This is a genomic window from Brevibacterium sp. SMBL_HHYL_HB1 (genome assembly GCF_018208375.1).
GTDB classification, from domain to species: domain Bacteria; phylum Actinomycetota; class Actinomycetes; order Actinomycetales; family Brevibacteriaceae; genus Brevibacterium; species Brevibacterium intestinavium.
In genome coordinates this window covers 4,080,193-4,098,246 of record NZ_CP062936.1, presented here as the reverse complement: position 1 = coordinate 4,098,246, position 18,054 = coordinate 4,080,193, and the positions used below count along the sequence as shown (strand labels likewise).

11 protein-coding genes and 1 tRNA gene are annotated in these 18,054 nt (G+C 66.8%); 5 read left to right on the top strand and 7 right to left on the bottom strand.

From position 1 onward, the window contains the following. Positions 1-14: 14 nt before the first annotated feature. Both IG171_RS18550 and IG171_RS18545 read right to left on the bottom strand, forming a co-directional pair. Positions 15-2,405 (bottom strand): YhgE/Pip domain-containing protein, encoded by a 2,391-nt coding sequence (locus IG171_RS18550; protein ID WP_212128815.1) that lies wholly within the window; start codon positions 2,403-2,405, stop codon positions 15-17. Beyond that, complete coding sequence (locus tag IG171_RS18545; RefSeq protein ID WP_212128814.1) at positions 2,402-5,260, bottom strand: MMPL family transporter; 2,859 nt, start codon at positions 5,258-5,260, stop codon at positions 2,402-2,404. The genes IG171_RS18550 and IG171_RS18545 overlap by 4 nt, the downstream gene beginning before the upstream one ends. Positions 5,261-5,357: 97 nt before the next feature. Here IG171_RS18545 and IG171_RS18540 point away from each other — a divergent pair, with 97 nt between their 5' ends. Together IG171_RS18540 and IG171_RS18535 are read left to right on the top strand one after the other, a co-directional pair. Next, positions 5,358-6,059 (top strand): TetR/AcrR family transcriptional regulator, encoded by a 702-nt coding sequence (locus IG171_RS18540; protein ID WP_249203832.1) that lies wholly within the window; start codon positions 5,358-5,360, stop codon positions 6,057-6,059. Positions 6,060-6,234: 175 nt separating this feature from the next. Beyond that, complete coding sequence (locus IG171_RS18535) at positions 6,235-7,236, top strand: hypothetical protein (RefSeq protein ID WP_212128813.1); 1,002 nt, start codon at positions 6,235-6,237, stop codon at positions 7,234-7,236. 74 nt (positions 7,237-7,310) lie between these two features. On the opposite strand, the gene IG171_RS18530 is transcribed toward IG171_RS18535, so the two are convergent. Genes IG171_RS18530 through IG171_RS18520 form a run of 3 tightly spaced genes read right to left on the bottom strand, consistent with a single transcriptional unit; the run spans position 7,311 to position 9,644 of the window. Continuing rightward, positions 7,311-7,514 carry a hypothetical protein gene (locus IG171_RS18530; protein ID WP_249203831.1) on the bottom strand — a complete coding sequence of 68 codons (204 nt, stop codon included), beginning with the start codon at positions 7,512-7,514 and terminating at the stop codon, positions 7,311-7,313. Beyond that, positions 7,511-8,533, bottom strand: a complete 1,023-nt coding sequence (locus IG171_RS18525) for a C45 family peptidase (RefSeq protein WP_212128812.1) — start codon at positions 8,531-8,533, stop codon at positions 7,511-7,513. The genes IG171_RS18530 and IG171_RS18525 overlap by 4 nt, the downstream gene beginning before the upstream one ends. 28 nt (positions 8,534-8,561) lie before the next feature. Beyond that, positions 8,562-9,644, bottom strand: a complete 1,083-nt coding sequence (locus IG171_RS18520) for an MBL fold metallo-hydrolase (RefSeq protein ID WP_212128811.1) — start codon at positions 9,642-9,644, stop codon at positions 8,562-8,564. A 347-nt stretch (positions 9,645-9,991) separates the two neighbouring features. On the opposite strand from IG171_RS18520, the gene IG171_RS18515 reads away from it, so the two are divergent. Beyond that, positions 9,992-11,482, top strand: a complete 1,491-nt coding sequence (locus IG171_RS18515; RefSeq protein ID WP_212128810.1) for an APC family permease — start codon at positions 9,992-9,994, stop codon at positions 11,480-11,482. Positions 11,483-11,653: 171 nt separating this feature from the next. Here IG171_RS18515 and IG171_RS18510 read toward each other — a convergent pair. Then, positions 11,654-11,741: transfer RNA gene (locus IG171_RS18510), tRNA-Ser, on the bottom strand. 174 nt (positions 11,742-11,915) lie between these two features. After that, positions 11,916-14,423, bottom strand: coding sequence for a hypothetical protein (locus IG171_RS18505; protein ID WP_212128809.1), 2,508 nt, complete (start codon positions 14,421-14,423; stop codon positions 11,916-11,918). Between the two features lie 205 nt (positions 14,424-14,628). On the opposite strand from IG171_RS18505, the gene ilvA reads away from it, so the two are divergent. Both ilvA and IG171_RS18495 read left to right on the top strand, forming a co-directional pair. Continuing rightward, a complete protein-coding gene (gene ilvA, locus IG171_RS18500; protein ID WP_212131789.1) occupies positions 14,629-15,900 on the top strand; it encodes a threonine ammonia-lyase IlvA in 1,272 nt (423 codons plus the stop codon). 374 nt (positions 15,901-16,274) lie between these two features. Then, positions 16,275-17,993, top strand: coding sequence for a carbon starvation protein A (locus IG171_RS18495; protein WP_212128808.1), 1,719 nt, complete (start codon positions 16,275-16,277; stop codon positions 17,991-17,993). Positions 17,994-18,054 lie beyond the last annotated feature (61 nt).

Sequence of the window (18,054 nt, the reverse complement as noted above, 5' to 3'; positions counted from 1 at the left end):
CCTCCCCACACTCGTCAGGCCATGGCGAGGGCGGCTTCGGGCTTCGTGGTTCGGGCGCGGACGATCGCCAGCAGCGACATCGCGATGCCGATCACCGCCCAGGCCAGCAGTCCCCCGTAGGCCGCGGCCTGCCCGGTCGTGCCGGCCGCGATCGCCGCGAACCCGTTCATCGCCGGAGTCAGCGGCAGGATCGGGGCGACGAAGTCGAAGAAGCCCGGAACCGCGCCGATCGTCCGACCCGCCACGGCCAGCACCACGGCGATCACCGACAGGAACCGGCCCACACCGCCGAACCACGCCACGAGCGCGAAGTTGACGATCATGAACACGAGCGCGGAGACGAAGGTGAGCACCGCGATGTCGAAGCCTTGGACGGCATCGATGTCCATCACCGTCACCGCGAGGATCGAGAGCACGAGCGCCTGCAGCAGGCCGACGACCACGCCGGGCACCAACCCCCTCAGCCACACGGCGAACGAGGATCGGGTCGAGAGCAGGGTCGATGCCGGGATCGGCTTGAGCACGGTGTAGGTGACGAGTCCGCCGACCCACAGCGCGAGCATGATCAGCACCGCGATCGTCGAGCCGGCCAGCACGTTCGTCACCCCGTCGTTGTCGGGTGCTTCGATGTTCGCCGAGGCGACCTTCGCCAGCTTGTCACGTTCGGGAGCCGTGTAGGTGGGCACCTCGTCGGCGCCGTCGACGACCCCGTCGGCGAACTCGGACACGCCCTTCGCGTATTTGCCCGTGCCCTCGTCGAGGTCCTCGAGCCCGTCGGCCAGGTCCGAGGTGCCGGTCGCGGCCTCGGAGACGCCGTCGGTGTATTCGCCCACACCGCTGCTGTACTGGTTGAGCCCGTCGCTTAACTGTCCGGCACCGTCGGAGAGTTCGGACGAGCCGTCGGCGACCTTCCCCACGCCCTCGGACAGGGCGGGCATGCCGTCGGCGAGCTGTTGGTTGCCGTCGGCGACACCGGCCGCTCCGTCGCGCAGACCCTTCGAGGCCTTGAGCAGCTTCGGAGCGTTCTTCGTGATGTCCTCCATGCCCTTCGTCAGCTTCTCGATGCCGTCCTCGAGGCCCTTGACGAACTTCGACATGCCATCGCTGAGTTCCGATGTGCCGTCGGACAGGTCATCGGCACCGCCGATCAGCGAGGAGCCGTTCTTCTCCTGCTCGAGGCCGTCGACGGCCTGGTTGAGTCCGCCCGAGGTGCCGTTCAGCAGCCCCTGGGCATAGGCCTGCTCGATGCCCTGGCACACCTGGTCGGGAGTGCCCGACGGGCACATCTCGGCTCGTGCCTGGTCAGCCTCATCCTCGGTCATGATGCCGGCGTCGACGAGTCCGTCGAGGTCGGGGTTCGTTCCGGCCAGCTGATCGGCCTGGTCCGCGCCCTGTTCGAGGCCGTCGCGGTACTGGTGCAGTCCGTCGGAGAGACCGGAGGCTCCCTCGGACACGCCCTGTGCGCCCTTGTCGAGTTCCTTGCCGCCGTCGACCAGGTCGTCGAGTCCTCCCTGATCGGAATCCCCGGAGCCGGCGAAGCCCTTGATGATCTCATCGATGGACTTCGTGTATTCGTCGACGCCGTCGGAGAGCTCACCGGAGCCGTCAGCGAGCTTCTGGGTGCTCTCGGGCAGCTTGGACGTCTTCTTGTCGAGTTCGTTCAGCCCAGAGGACAGTTCGGACGCGCCCGATGAGAGGTCTCCGGCACCATCGGCGAGATCCGAGGCACCGGTCTTGAGCTCACCGCCCGAACTGCTCAGCTGGTCCATGCCCTCGGACAGCTCGTCCGCCCCGCTGGCGGACTTGTCCGTGCCTTCCTTCAGCCCCTTCGCGCCTTCGTCGAGCTCCTCGGCGGCGTCGCCGAGGTCCTCCATCTGCTCGCCCATCTTGTTGAAGCCGAGGTACATGTTGTCGAGGTAGTTCTCGGTCATCTGCGTGTTGAAGGTGGTGCGGGCCACCTCGGCGACCGACCGCGAGATCTGCGTGTCCGTGGCCGGGGCGGTGCCGGAGACGTCGACGTCGATCTGCGTCTGCGTGGCCGACTTCGCGTCATCGACCGAGGTCACAGCGCGCGAGAAGCCTTCGGGGATGGTCAGCTTCGCGGCGTAGGTGCCGTCGGACAGCCCCGCCTCGGCGTCGTCTTCGTCGGTGATGACCCAGTGGATGTTGTTCTCGTCCTCACCCACGAGTCCGCTGGTCAGCTGCCGCCCGATGGGCACGGTCTCGCCGTCGACCTCAGCGCCGTCGTCGTTGTTGACGATGGCGGCTTCGATGGTCTCCAGACGGTCGCCGCTCTTCCAGGTGGCGAGGATGAACCCGGCCGCCACGATGATCGGGACGAGGACGAGGCCGATCAGGGAAATCCAGGTCACCGGCCGCTTCGAGTTCGCACGTTCGAGTCTCACAACTGCACGCCTTCCATGTTGGTGCCGGCGGCGCTGATGTGCTCGCCGCCTTCGTTGTCGGTCCCGCTCGGCTGGGCGGGTCGGGCTTCGTCGAGGTCGAGGTGGTAGTAGTTCGTCTCCGGGGTGAGGATCCCGCTCACATCGCCGTCGGGCAGGCCGAGGACGACTGCGGTGCCGGCCTCGACGAGGTCGGGGATGAGCTCGGCCAGTCCGCGCCCCTCGGCCGTGGTCAGTCCCTGGGCTCCGTCGATGACGAGCAGGTCCGGCGCCGAGGCGGCCAACCGGGACAGATCGCGCGCACTGACCGTTCGGCCGCGTCCACCGTCGGCAGACTCATCGCCCGTCAGATCGAAGTAGGGAACCTCGCGGCGGACCCGTCCGGCGTGTTCGGGCAGGACGTTCTCTCCGATCTTCATCTCACCGGCGGTGAGGCCGACCCGGCCCGAGACCGCCAGCAGCAGGGCCCGACGGGCGGCACCGCTGGCGACGAGGATCTGGCCGGGGGCCAGGGAGATGTCGACGCGGGCGAATCCGCGGTCACCGGAGAACACGCCGATGCCGCGACCGTAGACCCGGTAGCCGGAGTCCGCTTCCGGCCAATCGCGCAGAGCCACCTCGTGGGCCAGTCCCTCGCCTTCGACGTCGAGTCTGGGCAGGATCCGATCGAGCCACTTCGGCAGCCACCAGGCCTTGTCGCCGAGCAGCTGCATGATCGCGGGCACCAGCGACATGCGCACGATGAAGGCATCGACGAAGATGCCCGAGGCCAGGGCCAGGGCGATCGACTTGATGATCGGCTCACCGGCCGGGACGAAGGCCGCGAAGACGGAGAACATGATGACCGCCGCGGCCGAGACGACCCGCGCCGAGGAGGCGAAACCGGCCCTGATGGCATCCCTGGCCGAGGACCCGTGGACATAGGCCTCGCGGATCCCGGACACGAGGAAGACCTCGTAGTCCATGGCCAGGCCGAACAGGATGCCCATGACGATGATCGGCAGGAAGCTGATCACCGGGCCGGTCGAGTCGATGCCCAAGGGGGCGGCGAAGTAGCCGTCGTGGAAGACGAGGACGACCGTGCCGAAGGAGGCGAAGACCGACAGCAGGAATCCGCCGGTGGCCTTGAGCGGCACCGCGATCGAGCGGAAGACCATCATCAGCAGGATGATGGACAGTCCGACGACGAAGATGCCGAAGGGCAGCAGCGCCTTGCCGAGCTGGTCGGAGACGTCGATCTGGATCGCCGTGGCTCCGGTGACGGCCGTGTCGAAGTCGAAGTCGTCCTCGATCTCATCGCTGAGGTCCCGCAGCCGGTCGACGGTGTCCAGCGTCGCCGGATCGTCGGAGGCCGTGGTCGGGATGATCTGGAACAGCGCGGTCGTGGCGTCCCGGTTGGGGGTGGCCATGACGACCTGGTCGACGCCGTCGACGCCTTCGATGCGGTCCTCGATCCTCTCGACGTCATCGAGCGGATCGTCGCTGGTCACGATCTGGCTGGTCATGATCAGCGGGCCGTTGAAGCCGGGTCCGAAGTGCTCGTCGATGAGATCGTAGGTCGCCCGTGCCGGGGTGCCCTCCTCCTGGTCGCCCGCGGTGGGCAGGGACAGCTGGAGCTGGGTGGCGGGGATGGCGAAGAGTGCGAGCCCGCCGACGATGACGATGATCGTCAGCAGCGGAATCTTCGTCACGATCTTCAGCCAGCCGGAGAAGAACGTGTCCATGATCGTTTTCGGATAGGGCTCGCCCGCCTCGGCGCGCGCATGGACCGCTGCCTCCTCCCGGGTCGAGACCCGCGCCGAGGCGGCCGCGAAGGCCTGTCGGTACCGCTTGGTCGGCTTCGGGGTGATCCGGGACTTCGCGAGCCCGAGGAACGCCGGGATCATCGTCAGGGAGATGAGCACGGCCACGGCCACCGCCCCCGAGGCGCCGACGCCCATGATGGTGAGGAAGGGGATGCCGGCCAGGGAGAGTCCGAGCAGGGCGATCATCACCGTCATGCCGGCGAAGACGACGGCGGATCCGGCCGTGGCGACCGCGCGTCCGGTCGCCTCCAGGGGGTCGTGGCCCTCGGCGAGCAGGGCTCTGGCGCGGGAGACGATGAACAGCGCGTAGTCGATGCCCACCGCCAGGCCGAGCATGAGCGCGAGCATGATCGACGAGGAGTTGACCGAACCGAAGGCCGTGCCTCCGACGACGAGCAGCACGGAGATACCGACGCCGACGAGCGCGGTGATCAGCGGCATGCCGGCGGCGCGGAAGGATCCGAGGGTGAGCAGGAGGACGATGAAGGCGATGGCCACGCCGACGCCTTCGACCCAGGAGATCGAGACGCCGGTGATCTGGAACAGCTCGCCGCCGCCCTCGACCTGTGCTCCGGGCAGGTCGTCCCGCAGCGGATCGAGCGCATCGAGGAGTTCGTCGCCGGCGTCTTCGCCGACCTCCTGCTGGGTGCCGTCGTACTGGACGGAGATCATGGCCGCCGTCTCATCATCGCTGATGGCGCCGTTGACCATCGTCGAATAGGGGGAGGTCACCTGGTCGACGTGCGGCAGGTCCTCGAGCCGATCGACCTCGTCCTCGATCGCGTCCTCGTACTTCGCGTCCTCGACCGAATCACCGTCCTCGGCGACGACGATCACCGAGGCCGAGACTCCGGCCGCCTCGGGGAAGGTCGACTTCATCGAGTCGAGAGCGGTCTGCGCCTCGGAGCCGGGCAGGGTGAAGTCGTCGTCGAAGTCCTTGGAGAAGGCGGCGACTCCGGCACCGACGAGTGCGAGGATGAGCAGCCACGCGGCGATGAACCGCCACGGGGTCCGGTACGCACGACGGCCCAGGGCGTAGAGGAAAGTTGACACGAAAACCTCGATACAAAAGTGTATTGGATACAGTATTGTATTGTTGTTGAATCCTCACCGTCCATGCAAACGCAGCCCAGGATTCTCAGGAATTCCCATGGGATGCTCAGCCGCAGACACGACCGACACCACCGAGATGACGATGAACTCAGACACCCTCAGCCCGCGCCGACAGCAGACCCGATCCACCCTGGTCAAGGCCGGGATCTCCGTCTTCGCCGTGCGCGGCATCGACGGCGCCTCGATCGAGGAGATCTGCGAGGCCGGCGGCCTGACCCGCGGCGCGTTCTACTCGAACTTCTCCAGCCGCGACGACCTGGTGCTGGCGATCATCGAGATGCAGACCTCGGAGAGTCTCGACCGTCTCGACCGCACGATCCAGCGGTGGACGCAGCAGCTGACCGACACCACCGGCGTTCCGGAGATCAAGGCGCTGATGACGACGTTCATCGATGACGTCTTCAATGAGAAGAAGCAGACCGTGGCTGAGACCATCACCGAGCAGGAGATCGAGCTCTACTGCCTGCGGGTCCCCCACCTCCACGCCCGCTACGTCGAGCTCAACGCCTCGCAGCTCGATCGGCTCGAGGCCCTGGTGACCACGGCCCTCGACGTCGCCGGAGGCACGACGAAGCAGCCGATCGCCGACTTCCTCACCGTCATCATCTCCGTGTTCAACCGGATCGCGCTGACCGCGGCCGCCGGCAAGGCGATGGATGAGCCCGTCGACATCGATCCGTCGCTCATCGTCGACGTCCTCATGCACCTCATCGACTTCAGCCCCTGCGAAGCGGACTGACCGGCCCCGTCGCAGCGGAAAGCCAGCTCGTCGCAGCGGGCTGAGCTGCCCGAAGCCGCAGAAGGACAGGTCCGTCGCTGCGGACTGGCCCGGCCCAGCCCTGCGAGGTGGGGCGATTCGCCCCTGCGGACTCAAGCGCTCCGCCCCCGCGGCCCGAGGCACTAGGGTGGTGGGCGTGAATGAACTCCAGCGAGAATTTACCGCCTTCATCAACAATATGGACGTCCGCCTCGGCGCGTTCGTCCTCGCCGACCTGCCCGAGACCTTCGAGAAGGAGGACGGGGAGACCGTGAAGTTCCCGAAGGACTTCGGGCCGAAGTCCTTGCCGATGCTCGAGCTCTTCGTGCTCTCGAAGTTCTCCGGCACCGAGGCGATCCTCGAAGCTGAGAATCGGCGCTTCTTCGAGGGCCTCATCCGCTACCTCGGCGAGACCTATCTGCGTGCGATCGGCGGGGTCTGGGATCACGACGAGACGACCGGCAACGGCATGCCGTTCATCCGCCCCGACACCGAGGAGGGTCCGGCCGCAGGTGAGCCGATCCCGCTCGTGGCCATCGTCCTCACGGCCGTCGATCAGCGCAGCGCGGAGGTCTTCACCGCGGTGCTCGACAAGGCGAGGGAGAACCTCGGCGGGGACGGGCTGCCGCGCCGCAAGTGCACGGGGCTGTCGCTGGGCATGCTCACGGCCGAGAACTCGAGCGAGGAGGAGGTCGAGTTCCTCTCCCGCTTCATCGGCACCGTCGAGCCGGGCATCGCCGCCTGGACTCAGGAGCAGGCCGATCCCACCTCCTGGGGATTCGATCGGGAGAGCCTGGCCCGGCTGGGCAAGCAGGTCGCCGCCCGCTATGACGCCCGCGAGGACATGGTCAGCCAGGAGGAGACCCCGTTCGTCGCCGGCGCCATGCGCTTCATCGGCGAGACCGTCCGCCGCATCGGCCTCGGCCAGTGGCGCTACGGCACCGAGTTCGAGGACGATGATCCGCGCACCCGGCAGCCGTTCATCCGCTTCGTCATCGGCGACCAGAACCTCGACCTCGTGCCCTGGCGCCTCATCCAGGCCGCACTCGAGGATTCCGAGGCGATCGCCTCGGCACTCGACGCGGTCATCGAGATGCGCGAGAAGGAAGCCGCCGAGGCGGCCGGTGACGACGCGGCCGAGCCCGAGTCAGAGGGCTGAGCGTCGAGGCACGAGCACCCTCGCCGCCCGCGCGGGGCACACGAGCTGCGCCCCGCGTCGACCGCTGACGCCGCTCAGAGCTGGAAGCGGCGATTTCCGCGCAGCCCTTCGGCGGGCGATCCGGGAGCGAGGTCGATCTGCTTCCGCCCCGGATCGATGCGCACGGTCACCAGCGTCGCCGAACGGTCGCCATAGGCGGCATCGGGGCCCGGAACGGCGCACACGGGCGGCTCATCCGGCCCCGTCGTCAGCAGCTTCGTGAGATCGCCGATCGTCACGGGCCCGACGATCCGGGCCCGGGTGCGGCCTCCGCGGCCTCCGCACGGGCGGGGGCGTCCTCGGCACGGGCGGGGTCACCCTCGGCACGGGCGGGGTCGCCGTGAGCCGACCCGCCAGCCGCCTCTGAGCGTCCGGCGCTCAAGCCTGCCACCGCCTCGTCGAGGTGCCTGAGTCGAGCTCGTGAGGTCGAGCCGGGCCGCAGCTCGAGCGACCCGTCGAGCAGATCGGGGTGGAGGAAGTGGTTCGTGTGGACGAGGAACCCGTCGGCTCCGGCCCGTCGTTCGCGCTTGGCCTCGCCGGCGATCTCGACCTGGACGGCCGCCTCGGCGGTGATGACGGTGATGATCGACGATGACGAGGTCGGGGCCGAATGGATGATCTCGAGCGCCTCGGCGAGGCTGCCCGCCTCGGAGAGCACCCGTTCGAGGATCATGTGGACGGGCACTCCCCCGGGTCCGTCGGCGCGATGCTTGAGGATGTTGAGCAGGACGCCGACGCCTGCCTCGTTGAGCCCGATCTTGCCGAGCATCCCGTATTCGGCGATGCCGACGTGACGGTGCTGACCGGGCACGGCACCGACGTCGTTGATGTGCCACAGGGTCGAGAAGTCCACGGCCCAGTCCCAGTTCTGCGCGGCCACCGAGGCGCCCGGTCGGGTGTGGCTGATGGTCGAGCACTCGGTCGGTGCAACCGGGGCCTGGGTCATGATCTCGGTGCGCGCGATGATCTCCATCAGCTCGCTGACTTCGATGCCGGCCCCGTCGGCCACGGCCGCGACCTCCTCGGCGGCCGTCGGCGACCATTCCCGCAGCCGCGCGTGGCTCGACGCTGCCGCGCCGGCCACATCCGCCTCGGCGATGGACAGGTGGGAGAAGAAGTGCCGATAGGCGCTCAGGGCGGAGTCGATCCCGGTGCTCAGCTCGCGGCCGCGCCTGCGACCGCGGTCGATGTGGTCGGCGGCGCGGACGGCGAAGGTCTCGGGACGCGCCTGGACGGCGGGGACGAACGGTGCGCTCATATCGGCTCCTCCTCAGCCCGGCCCCGGCTCAGTCCGTACCCACGAGCGAGCCGACGCCGATGTCGATACCGAGATAATGCATGTGCGCGGCGGTTTCGGCAAGGGCGGCGAAGAGGTTGAACCGGTGCAGGCTGTCGAATCCGCGCGACCAGTGCAGACCCTGCGCGATCGAATAGACGCTGTGGTCGTCGGTGGCGGCCATGCGGGCGCGGATCTCGTCGAGGCGCTGCCGGTGGTGCTCGACGAGCTCGGCCCTGCGATCGTGGAGTCCGGTGAAGCGGAATCCGTGGGCGGGCAGCACGGCCACGTCCTCAGGCAGCTGGCCGATCTTGTCCAGCGAGCCCAGATAGTCGCCGAGGCTGTGCGTGATCGCTCCGCTGTCGAGCCCGATGTTCGGGGTGATGGTCGGCAGCACGTGGTCACCGGAGAACAGCAGATCGTCGTCGGCACGGACGAACGCCGAATGCCCGTAGGTGTGGCCGGGCGTCCACATGGCCGTGACCGTGCCCTCGTCCATGGGCAGCCTCATACCATCGTCGAGGATGTGGATCGTCTCCGGCAGTCGGCTCATCGCCTGCCGGTAGAGGCCCGTCGACCCGCTCCCCTGTCCGGATCTGCTCGAGTCGGCCTGCAGGCTCTCGACCTCGGCCCAGCGGTCCTCGGGGACTCCGTAGGCGCGGGCGATGTTGAGGTTGGGGTCGATGCCGGTGCCGAAGTCGACGGTGTTGGAGAAGAAGCGCTTGACCGAGCGCAGATCCTCACCGTGCATGGCGACCCAGGCGGCGGGGTTGTCCGCGAGCAGCGCCGGCACCAGACCGATGTGGTCGCGGTGGTAGTGCGTGATCGCGATTCCGTGGATGTCGGCGACCGTGAAGCCGAGGTCGGCCAGCGCCGAGGTGAGGGCCTTGTACTGGTCCTTGCCGTCCCAGCCCGGGTCGATGAGGACGACGCCGGAGCCGTCGGCGATGGCGTAGCAGTAGGTGTACACGAGCGGATTGTCCGGAATCGGGACCGGAACGGCCCAGACCCCTTCAGCGACCCTCTCGACCGGCGGCAGGACCCGATCCCTCCACGCCGCCGACTGCCGGGAACTGAGCGTTTCGATCGCCATACTTCTCTCACACCTCTCGAATGGGCCACATCGTCCTAGTCCTGCAATCTACTCTGTTTCCGGTTGTTACTGAAGGGTCGCTCCAGGGACGGACGGACCGTGTTCCGGTGCAGCCGCTCAAGGGCCATCGCCCCACTTCACCGGGACTATCGATATCGTTGGCAAACTCGACTGAAAGCGTCGAATCATTCATATTTCTCGACTAATTTATAACTATCTCTCTGGGAAGTCTTTCGCTTTCAGTAGCGGAGCGGGTAGGATCATGACGCACATCACTGCCGGGCGGGCACCTGCGATCATCTCGCGCACCCAGCGGCGGCGGACAAGACTCATTGGGGAGGATTGGTATGGCTGCTTCGGGCTCACTGAAGCGCAACCTCGGGCTGTGGTCCATCGTCGGACTCGGCCTCGGATACATGACGCCGACAGTTGTCTTCGACACGTTCGGAATCGTGTCCGGAGAAACCGACGGAGCGGTGCCTTCGGCGTATCTCATCGCTCTCATCGTCATGATCTTCACGGCATTCAGCTACGGCAAGATGGTCAGGGTCTTCCCCACTGCCGGTTCGGCCTACACCTACACGCGGGAGACGATGTCTCCGGGTCTCGGATTCCTCGTCGGGTGGACCTCGCTCATGGACTATCTGCTGCTGCCGATGGTCAACTGCCTGATTGCGCGCCTGTACATGGAATCGCTCGTGCCCGATGCGCCTGCTTGGGTCTGGGTCGTGCTGTACACGATCATCATGACCGGCATCGTCACCTCGTCGATGCGCGGGACGGCGAACTTCAACGCCGTCCTGCTCATCTTCGCGGTCACGATGGTCGCACTCTTCTGCGTCCTCGCCATCGTCAACCTCACCAACGGCGAGGGATCCGGTCTCGTCTTCAGCTCCGAGCCCTTCGTCCACGAGGGGGTGCAGCTGTCCGCACTGCTCACCGGTGCCACCGTCGTCTGCTTCTCCTTCATCGGCTTCGATGCCGTGACGATGTACACGAACGAGGCGAAGCACATCAGCATCATGCCGAAGGCGATCATGCTCACCGTCGTCTCCGGCGGCGCCATCTTCCTCATCGCCAGCTACTTCGCTCAGCAGCTGTTCCCGGACAACTCGCAGTTCACCATCGTCGACGACCCGCTGCCGGAGATCGGCTTCCTCACCGGCGGACACCTCTTCCAGGGCTTCTTCCTGGCTGCGGCCTTCGCCGCCACGGTCGCCTCGGGGCTGGCCTCACACGCGTCCGTGTCCCGCATGCTGCTGGTGATGGGACGCAACGGCGTGCTGCCGCGGAAGGCCTTCGGCTACATCAACCCGAAGACGCACACCCCGGTGTTCAACATCGTGCTCGTCGGCGCCGTGTGCCTGCTGGCGATGTCGTTCAGCCTCGAGCTCATCTCCGCGCTCATCAACTTCGGCGCGCTCATCGCCTTCACCTTCGTCAACCTCACGGTGATCGCCCACTATGCGTTCCGGGCCAGGCAGGTCGTCGACCTCAAGACGACGTTCGACTACGTCATCATGCCCGCCATCGGCGCCATCCTCACCGGGGTCCTGTGGGTGAGCCTGCACAAGACCGCACTCGTCGGCGGCATCATCTGGCTGACCATCGGCATCATCTACCTGGCCGTGATGACCCGCGGCTTCCGGCGCTCGGTGCGCAGCTTCGACGACCCCGAGGCCGATGCGCAGATGTCCGAGCCGGAGGTTCCGGAGGCGGGAGCGGAAGCGTCGGAGGCCGGGGTGGAGGCGCCGGAGGCTTTCGAAGCCTCGGGGCCGGAGGTTCCCGAGGCTTCGGGGCCGGAGTCACCAGAGCCGGGATCGTCTGTCCGGGACTGAGTTCGGCCCGCCCCGGCCGGGCGGAGCCGCTCTCCTTCCCCAACGGTGGTCGTAATCGGATGCTCTTCACGCGAAAAAGTATCCGATTGCGACCACCGCTCGCCTCTCCGGAGACGACGACGCCCCCGAACGCATCGCTGCCTGCGACATGTTCGGGGGCCCTTCACTCGGCGGAAGCGGTGGGATTCGAACCCACGGTGCGGGGTTGCCGCACAACGGTTTTCAAGACCGCCTCCTTCGGCCGCTCGGACACGCTTCCCTTGGTTCTTCCATGCCTGTGACGGCGATGGAGCGAACCCGGCCTGCTCGACACGAGGCCGAGCCACCATAGTTTCTCACAACCGCAACAGCATCTGCCAATTGGCCGTCGAGCAAGCGACTCTCACCGGCCCGGAGCGCGACCGACACCGTGGCGACGGGGCCGCGAAGACGGTCAGTCCTTCTTGCGCTTCTTCATCCGGTTCCGCTTGCGCTCGGTGCCCAGGAGGTCATCGAACACGGATCCGCTGGCAGATGTCGAAACTTCGCCGGCACGGCCCGACGGCTCGCCGGCACGGCCCGACGGCTCGCCGGGCCGTGCCGCGGCATCATCGCGGCTCGTGGCCGATCGATCGGAAACCGGTTCGCCGAATGTGCCGCGGTCACTGCCGTGATGCGTACGCTCACTCCGGGTATGGCCGAGCTTCGGTGCGTCCTTCGGCTTGGCCGGCTGCGATTCGTGTCCGGTGCTGTCGGCGTCCTCCGAGGTGGCACCGCGAGCCGCGAAAGAGGCCGGGACTCGTCGGACCGGAACTTCCGCTTCTTCCTCATTGACGAACTCTTCGTCTTCAGCCTGCGCCGCTTCAGGTGCATCGTCCTGAGGCGGAACCACGGTGGAGTCCTCGACATCGTCGATGTCGGCATCCGCGACAGCGTCAACGGTGTTCTCCGCGGTATCGACGACGTCGACCTCATCGGCTTCGGGGCCATCGGCTTCAGGCTCTGACTCCGCCGCTTCGCCTGCGCCGCTCGCCGCAGCCGGCTCCTCGGAGGCCGACTCTTCGGAGTCTGCGTCTTCGGCCGCCGAGTTCGCGATCGCAGCCGCGACGGAGCCGGATGCACCGCGGGGTGCCGCAACGACCGATTCCGAATCGGCGGCCGCCGCCTCGTCGGCAGGAGGGGCCACAGCGAACGAATCACTCGATTCAGCATCCGCATCCGAGGCCTTGGCATCGGCAGCACCGTCGGAGTCGTCGGATGCCGATGAGTCCTCGGCTGCATCAGACCCAGCCTCGGCGGAATCAGCCCAGGCCGGACGAGACTCGGTGGTCTCCTCCTCGCGGGCGGGCTTGCCCTTGAGCACGAGGGTCAGGGTGGCCAGCGGCACGGACAGCCAGTTCGGGCGGTTGCGCAGCTCGGTGACGACCTCGACGAGCAGACGGTCGACCAACGCCGCGCGCAGGACCGGATCATTCAGCCCGACGCTCTCTCCGCGTGCTCGGGAGTACCCGGACAGCAGGGAGTTCTGCACCTGCGAGGCCCACAGATATTCGGGCGAGTCGATGATCGCCCGCAGCGCTGAGGGATCGCTGCCGAAGCCGTTGACGACCAGCGTCCCGTCCTCGGAATCGAGCGCATCGGTGCGCTGCAGGCGAGCGAAGCCGGCGGCGTAGTCGATGCTGCGCAGCAGGGCCACGAGATCGAAGGCGGCGGGCTTCGGATCGGAGTCCGTCGAATCCGTGAACTTCACGACCGAATAGCCGTCGGACGGCGAACTGACGACATGGTCCAGGGTCAGCTCACCGTGGATCTTCTGCAGGGTGCCGATGGTCTCGAGCCCCTGCACCTTCGACCGGTGGGCACGCAGCTCGGGAACCAGCGCGTCCAGCGCCAGCGGCGCCCGGCCCAGAGCCCAGTCGATCCGCTCGATCCACTTGGCGACCAGCTGCTCGGTCGGCTCTCCCCCACCTTCGACGACGCCGAACTCGGCGGCCATATCGGCATGGAGTTCGCCGATCCGCCGCCCCATCTCCGCGGCGTGGGCGTTGTAGGCGCCGATCGACCCGGAGTCCACGGCGCAGACGGTGTCCACGGCCTCCCGCCACGCGGGCTCGGCCTCGACGTCGACGTGGGACAGCAGCGCCATCGGCGCCTCCATCTCCTGGACCTCGAACATGTCGTACCAGCGTCCCGAACCCCACCCGATGACTTCGGGCACGCTGCGCGAACCCGCCTCGGTGAGCAGAACGGGGATCGTCAGCGACGACGGCATCCCGTTCTCCAGCACCCGGAAGAAGCTGAGCTCCATCGGTTCGTATTCGTCGTGGATGATGACGGTGGATTTGTGCGGCCCGGAGTCCGAGACCTCGATCGGCCGGATCTCGACGGGAAGACCATCGCCTTCGGCGACCTCGATGGCGGCCCTCGACGGCTTCGGCGGGACCACCTCGGCGGGGGTGTCCGATCCCGTCACCGAGGCGGGGCTGCCGTTCGCGGACACGGGGAAGGGCATCGGCGCTCGGTCCCGGGCCTCGGTCTTCTCCTGGCTGTGGCGCAGCGACTCGGTCGACAGCTGTCCGCCGTCGAAGACCTTGCGTTTGGTGATGGCATCGGCCATGAGATTGACGAACACGGGGTCGGCGGCGCCGTCGTAGACGTACATGGGTCCCAGCGCGAGTTCGTCGATGTGCCCGATGAGAGCGTGGCGCAGGTGCATGTCCTCGGCACCGCGCAGGGTCAGCGGGATGTTCAGCCGTCGCAGGGTGGGGCCATCACCGACGGAGATCACGGTCACGAGTCCGACGAAGCCGCCCAGCTCCTCGGCGGTGTAAGTGAACGCGCGGGCCACCGACATCGGGGTGATGTCGGGGTCGCTGCCGAAATCTGCAGCGAGCTTGGGAAACCACGGCTGCCGAGGTATCCAGCTGGCTAACAGTTGTTCGAGCTCACTGCTGATGGCCATGTCGTCTCCTAGAAGGGATTACGGGCATCCTCCATCCAATCATGATAGGCGGCGATGACCGATCATGCCGCACCCGAAACCCGGAGAACCCTCGTCAGGTCGCCTCGGATCGGGGCTGATCCGAGGCCATCGCTGTCCTCATTTCGATACGAGTTGCCATATGGCAAGACAGAAGGCGCACAATGGTCTGGTGGTTGAAACAGACATGACATCCCAGAAGCTCACACTCGCCGACGAGGTCGAGGCGGCCGCGTCGCGCATCTCCGATTCCGTCATCCTGTCACCACTTCAGATCTGCGAGCGGCTGACGGCCGCGACCGGTTCGACCATCTACCTCAAGCGCGAGGATCTGCAGATGGTCCGCTCCTACAAGATCCGCGGGGCGTTCAACTTCATGCTCCAGCTCGATCCGGACGAGCGGGCACGCGGAGTCGTGTGCGCCTCGGCGGGCAACCACGCGCAGGGCTTCGCCCGCGCCTGCAAGGAGCTCGGCATCCGGGGCACGATCTTCGTCCCCAAGACCACCCCGAAGCAGAAGATCGAACGGGTCCGCCACTTCGGCGGTGAGCAGGTGACCATCGAGATCGCCGGCTCCACCTACGACGATGCCTCCGCGTTGGCCTATCGCTTCGCCGAACGCAATGACGCGCTGCTGGTCTCGGCCTTCGACGACCGTCGCACGATCGCCGGTCAGGGCACCGTGGCCGCCGAGATCCATGCGCAGCTCGAGACCGACCCGGACTACATCATCGTGCCCGTCGGCGGCGGCGGAGTCATCGCCGGCATCGCCGCCTACGCGGCCGAGCGCATGCCGAACACGAAGATCATCGGTGCCGAACCCGCCGGAGCCGCCTCGATGATCGCCGCGCTCAAGACCGGCCACCCCGTGACTCTGGAGAACATCGACCGCTTCGCCGACGGCACCGCGGTCAAGCGCGCCGGTGCCATGACCTTCGAGGTCGTGTCCGAACTCGGCCTCGACATCCGTCCCGTCGCCGAGGGCGCGGTGGCCACGGAGATGCTCGACATGTACCAGGTCGACGGCATCATCGCCGAACCCTCCGGGGCCCTGGCCTCGGCCGGCATCGGCGGTCCGGAATCGGGCAAGGCGATCACCATCGAACCCGGTTCCACCGTCGTCTGCCTCGTCTCGGGAGGCAACAACGACATCTCCCGCTACCCGGAGATCCTCGAACGCTCCCTGGTCCACGAAGGCCTCAAGCACTACTTCATCGTCGACTTCCCGCAGGAGCCCGGTGCCCTGCGCCGTTTCCTCAACGAGGTCCTCGGCCCCGAGGACGACATCGCGATGTTCGAGTACGTCAAACGCTCCGACCGTGAGACCGGGCCCGCGTTCGTCGGCATCCAGCTCGGCTACGCCGAGGATCTGCCGAACCTGCTCGAGCGGATGGAGGCCTCCTCGATCGAGGTCGAGCGCGTCCACCAGAATTCGCCGATGTTCCGCCTCTTCGCGTAACCGCGCGGCGGGGCGGTCTTCGCACAGGCTCACGGCTGCCCGGTCTTCGCGCAGCCGCGCGGTGGGGCAGTCTTGCTGCGACCGGGCCCCGGGCACCGCGGACACGCGGCCGTGCCCGAACAGTGGTCGCAATCGGATGCTTCTGCTCGCCAGAGGTATCCGATTGCGACCACTGCCTGCATTCCCGACCAGCACCGCGGCGGAACTGTGGTCGGCCACCGGGAACCGGACGCTGTCGGAGGCGAACATGGATCCAGGGAGTGGAACGCTTGCTAAGATTCGACGAAGAAGCCAACAAATCCTGACCGGGTCAGAACTCACCTGCAGCCGGGTGAGGACGACGACTTCGTCCAGTCGCCGAAAGGAATTCAACGATGAGTCCCGTACTGCTTCTCCTGCTCGGAGTCGCGATCTTCGCATTCGGGTACCTGTTCTACTCGAAGTATCTGTCCAGACGGGTCTACCGGCTCGACGGTGCATTCACGACTCCCGCGCATGAACTGCGCGACAACGTCGACTACGTTCCCACCAACAGATTCATCCTCTGGGGGCACCACTTCACCTCCGTGGCAGGAGCCGCTCCCATCGTGGGACCTGCCATCGCCATGATCTGGGGGTGGCTGCCGGCATTCCTCTGGGTCACCATCGGCACGATCTTCTTCGCCGGAATGCATGACCTCGGCTCCCTGTGGGCCTCGACGAGGAACAGGGGACAGACCATTGCAGCACTGTCTGCTCGCTACATCGGCAAACGCGGAGCCGCGCTCTTCCTCCTGGTGATCTTCATTCTCGGGTTCATGGTCATCGCCGCGTTCTCCGTCGTCATCACCGACCTGCTCGTCGCGCTGCCCTCCGCGGTCATCCCCTCCTGGGGCGCCATCGGCGTGGCACTGCTCGTCGGTGTGGCAATCTACAAGCTGCGGTGGCCCCTCATCCCCGTCACGGTCGTCGGAGTCGCCGCCCTCTATGCGCTCATCCTCGTCGGCGACCGGTTCCCGGTGTCGATGCCGGACTCGTTCCTCGGGCTCGAACCTACGGCCCTGTGGATCATCGTCCTGCTCGTCTACTGCGGAATCGCTTCCGTACTGCCCGTCTGGGTGCTCCTGCAGCCCCGCGACTACATCAACGGCGTCCAGCTCTTCATCGCCCTCATCCTCCTCTACGGCGCCGTCATCGCCTCTGCCTTCTTCAGCAGCGGACACGAGCTGGTCGCTCCCGCCATCAACACCGATCTGCCCGCGGGCACGCCGAGCATCCTCCCCCTTCTGTTCGTCACGATCGCGTGCGGTGCCATCTCGGGCTTCCACGGTGTCATCGCATCCGGAACCACCGCCAAACAGCTCAACTCGGAGACCGATGCACGATTCGTCGGATATTTCGGCGCCGTCGGAGAGGGCATGTTGGCGCTGGGGTCCATCCTCGCGATCGCAGGCGGCTACCGCACTGTCGCCGAGTGGGAAGAGGTCTACAGCAAGTTCGGCGACGCCGGGGTCCAGTCGTTCGTCGAAGGAGGCGGCAGGCTGCTCGAGACCGGGATCGGATTGCCCGCAGCGCTGAGCGCAACCGTCTTGGCGACGATGGCGGTGCTGTTCGCCGCGACCACGCTCGATACGGTGGTCCGGCTCATGCGCTATGTCGTCCAAGAGATCTCCGGAAACATGAACATCCGGCTGTCGAAGGTCCCTGCCACTGTCGTGGTGCTGGTCCTCGGCGGCGGCCTGACCTTCTCACAGGGAATGAGCGGAGAGGGCGGCATGCGCATCTGGCCGTTGTTCGGCACCACGAACCAGCTGCTGGCCGCGCTCACGCTGATCGTCATCGCCGTGGTCCTCATCCGCAAGCGTCGGAACCCCTGGCCGGCTCTGATCCCTCTGGCCTTCGTCTTCGTCCTCTCGTTCTGGGCTGCGATCGAGCAGCTCGTCTCGTTCGCCGACCCGGCCGACCCGGACTGGCTGCTTCTGGCCATCGACATCGTCATCATCGGATCGAGCATCCTCGTCTCGATCGAAGGGATCGCATCGATGCGTCGCGCGGCGAAGGAGCCGCCGGAGTCCGACAGAGCGGACGCAGAGCTCACAGAACAGCAGAAGTGAACGCCTGTCCCGCCCGAGTCCGCCCCTGCCCCCGCGATCACCTCAGCCATTAGAGTGGGGG

Coding starts and splice junctions, on each gene's coding strand:
- IG171_RS18525 (WP_212128812.1), bottom strand. CDS start 8,533: ATGAGCGCACCGTTCGTCCCCGCCGTCCAGGCGCGTCCCGAGACCTTC.
- ilvA (WP_212131789.1), top strand. CDS start 14,629: ATGACATCCCAGAAGCTCACACTCGCCGACGAGGTCGAGGCGGCCGCG.
- IG171_RS18515 (WP_212128810.1), top strand. CDS start 9,992: ATGGCTGCTTCGGGCTCACTGAAGCGCAACCTCGGGCTGTGGTCCATC.
- IG171_RS18520 (WP_212128811.1), bottom strand. CDS start 9,644: ATGGCGATCGAAACGCTCAGTTCCCGGCAGTCGGCGGCGTGGAGGGAT.
- IG171_RS18505 (WP_212128809.1), bottom strand. CDS start 14,423: ATGGCCATCAGCAGTGAGCTCGAACAACTGTTAGCCAGCTGGATACCT.
- IG171_RS18495 (WP_212128808.1), top strand. CDS start 16,275: ATGAGTCCCGTACTGCTTCTCCTGCTCGGAGTCGCGATCTTCGCATTC.
- IG171_RS18540 (WP_249203832.1), top strand. CDS start 5,358: ATGGGATGCTCAGCCGCAGACACGACCGACACCACCGAGATGACGATG.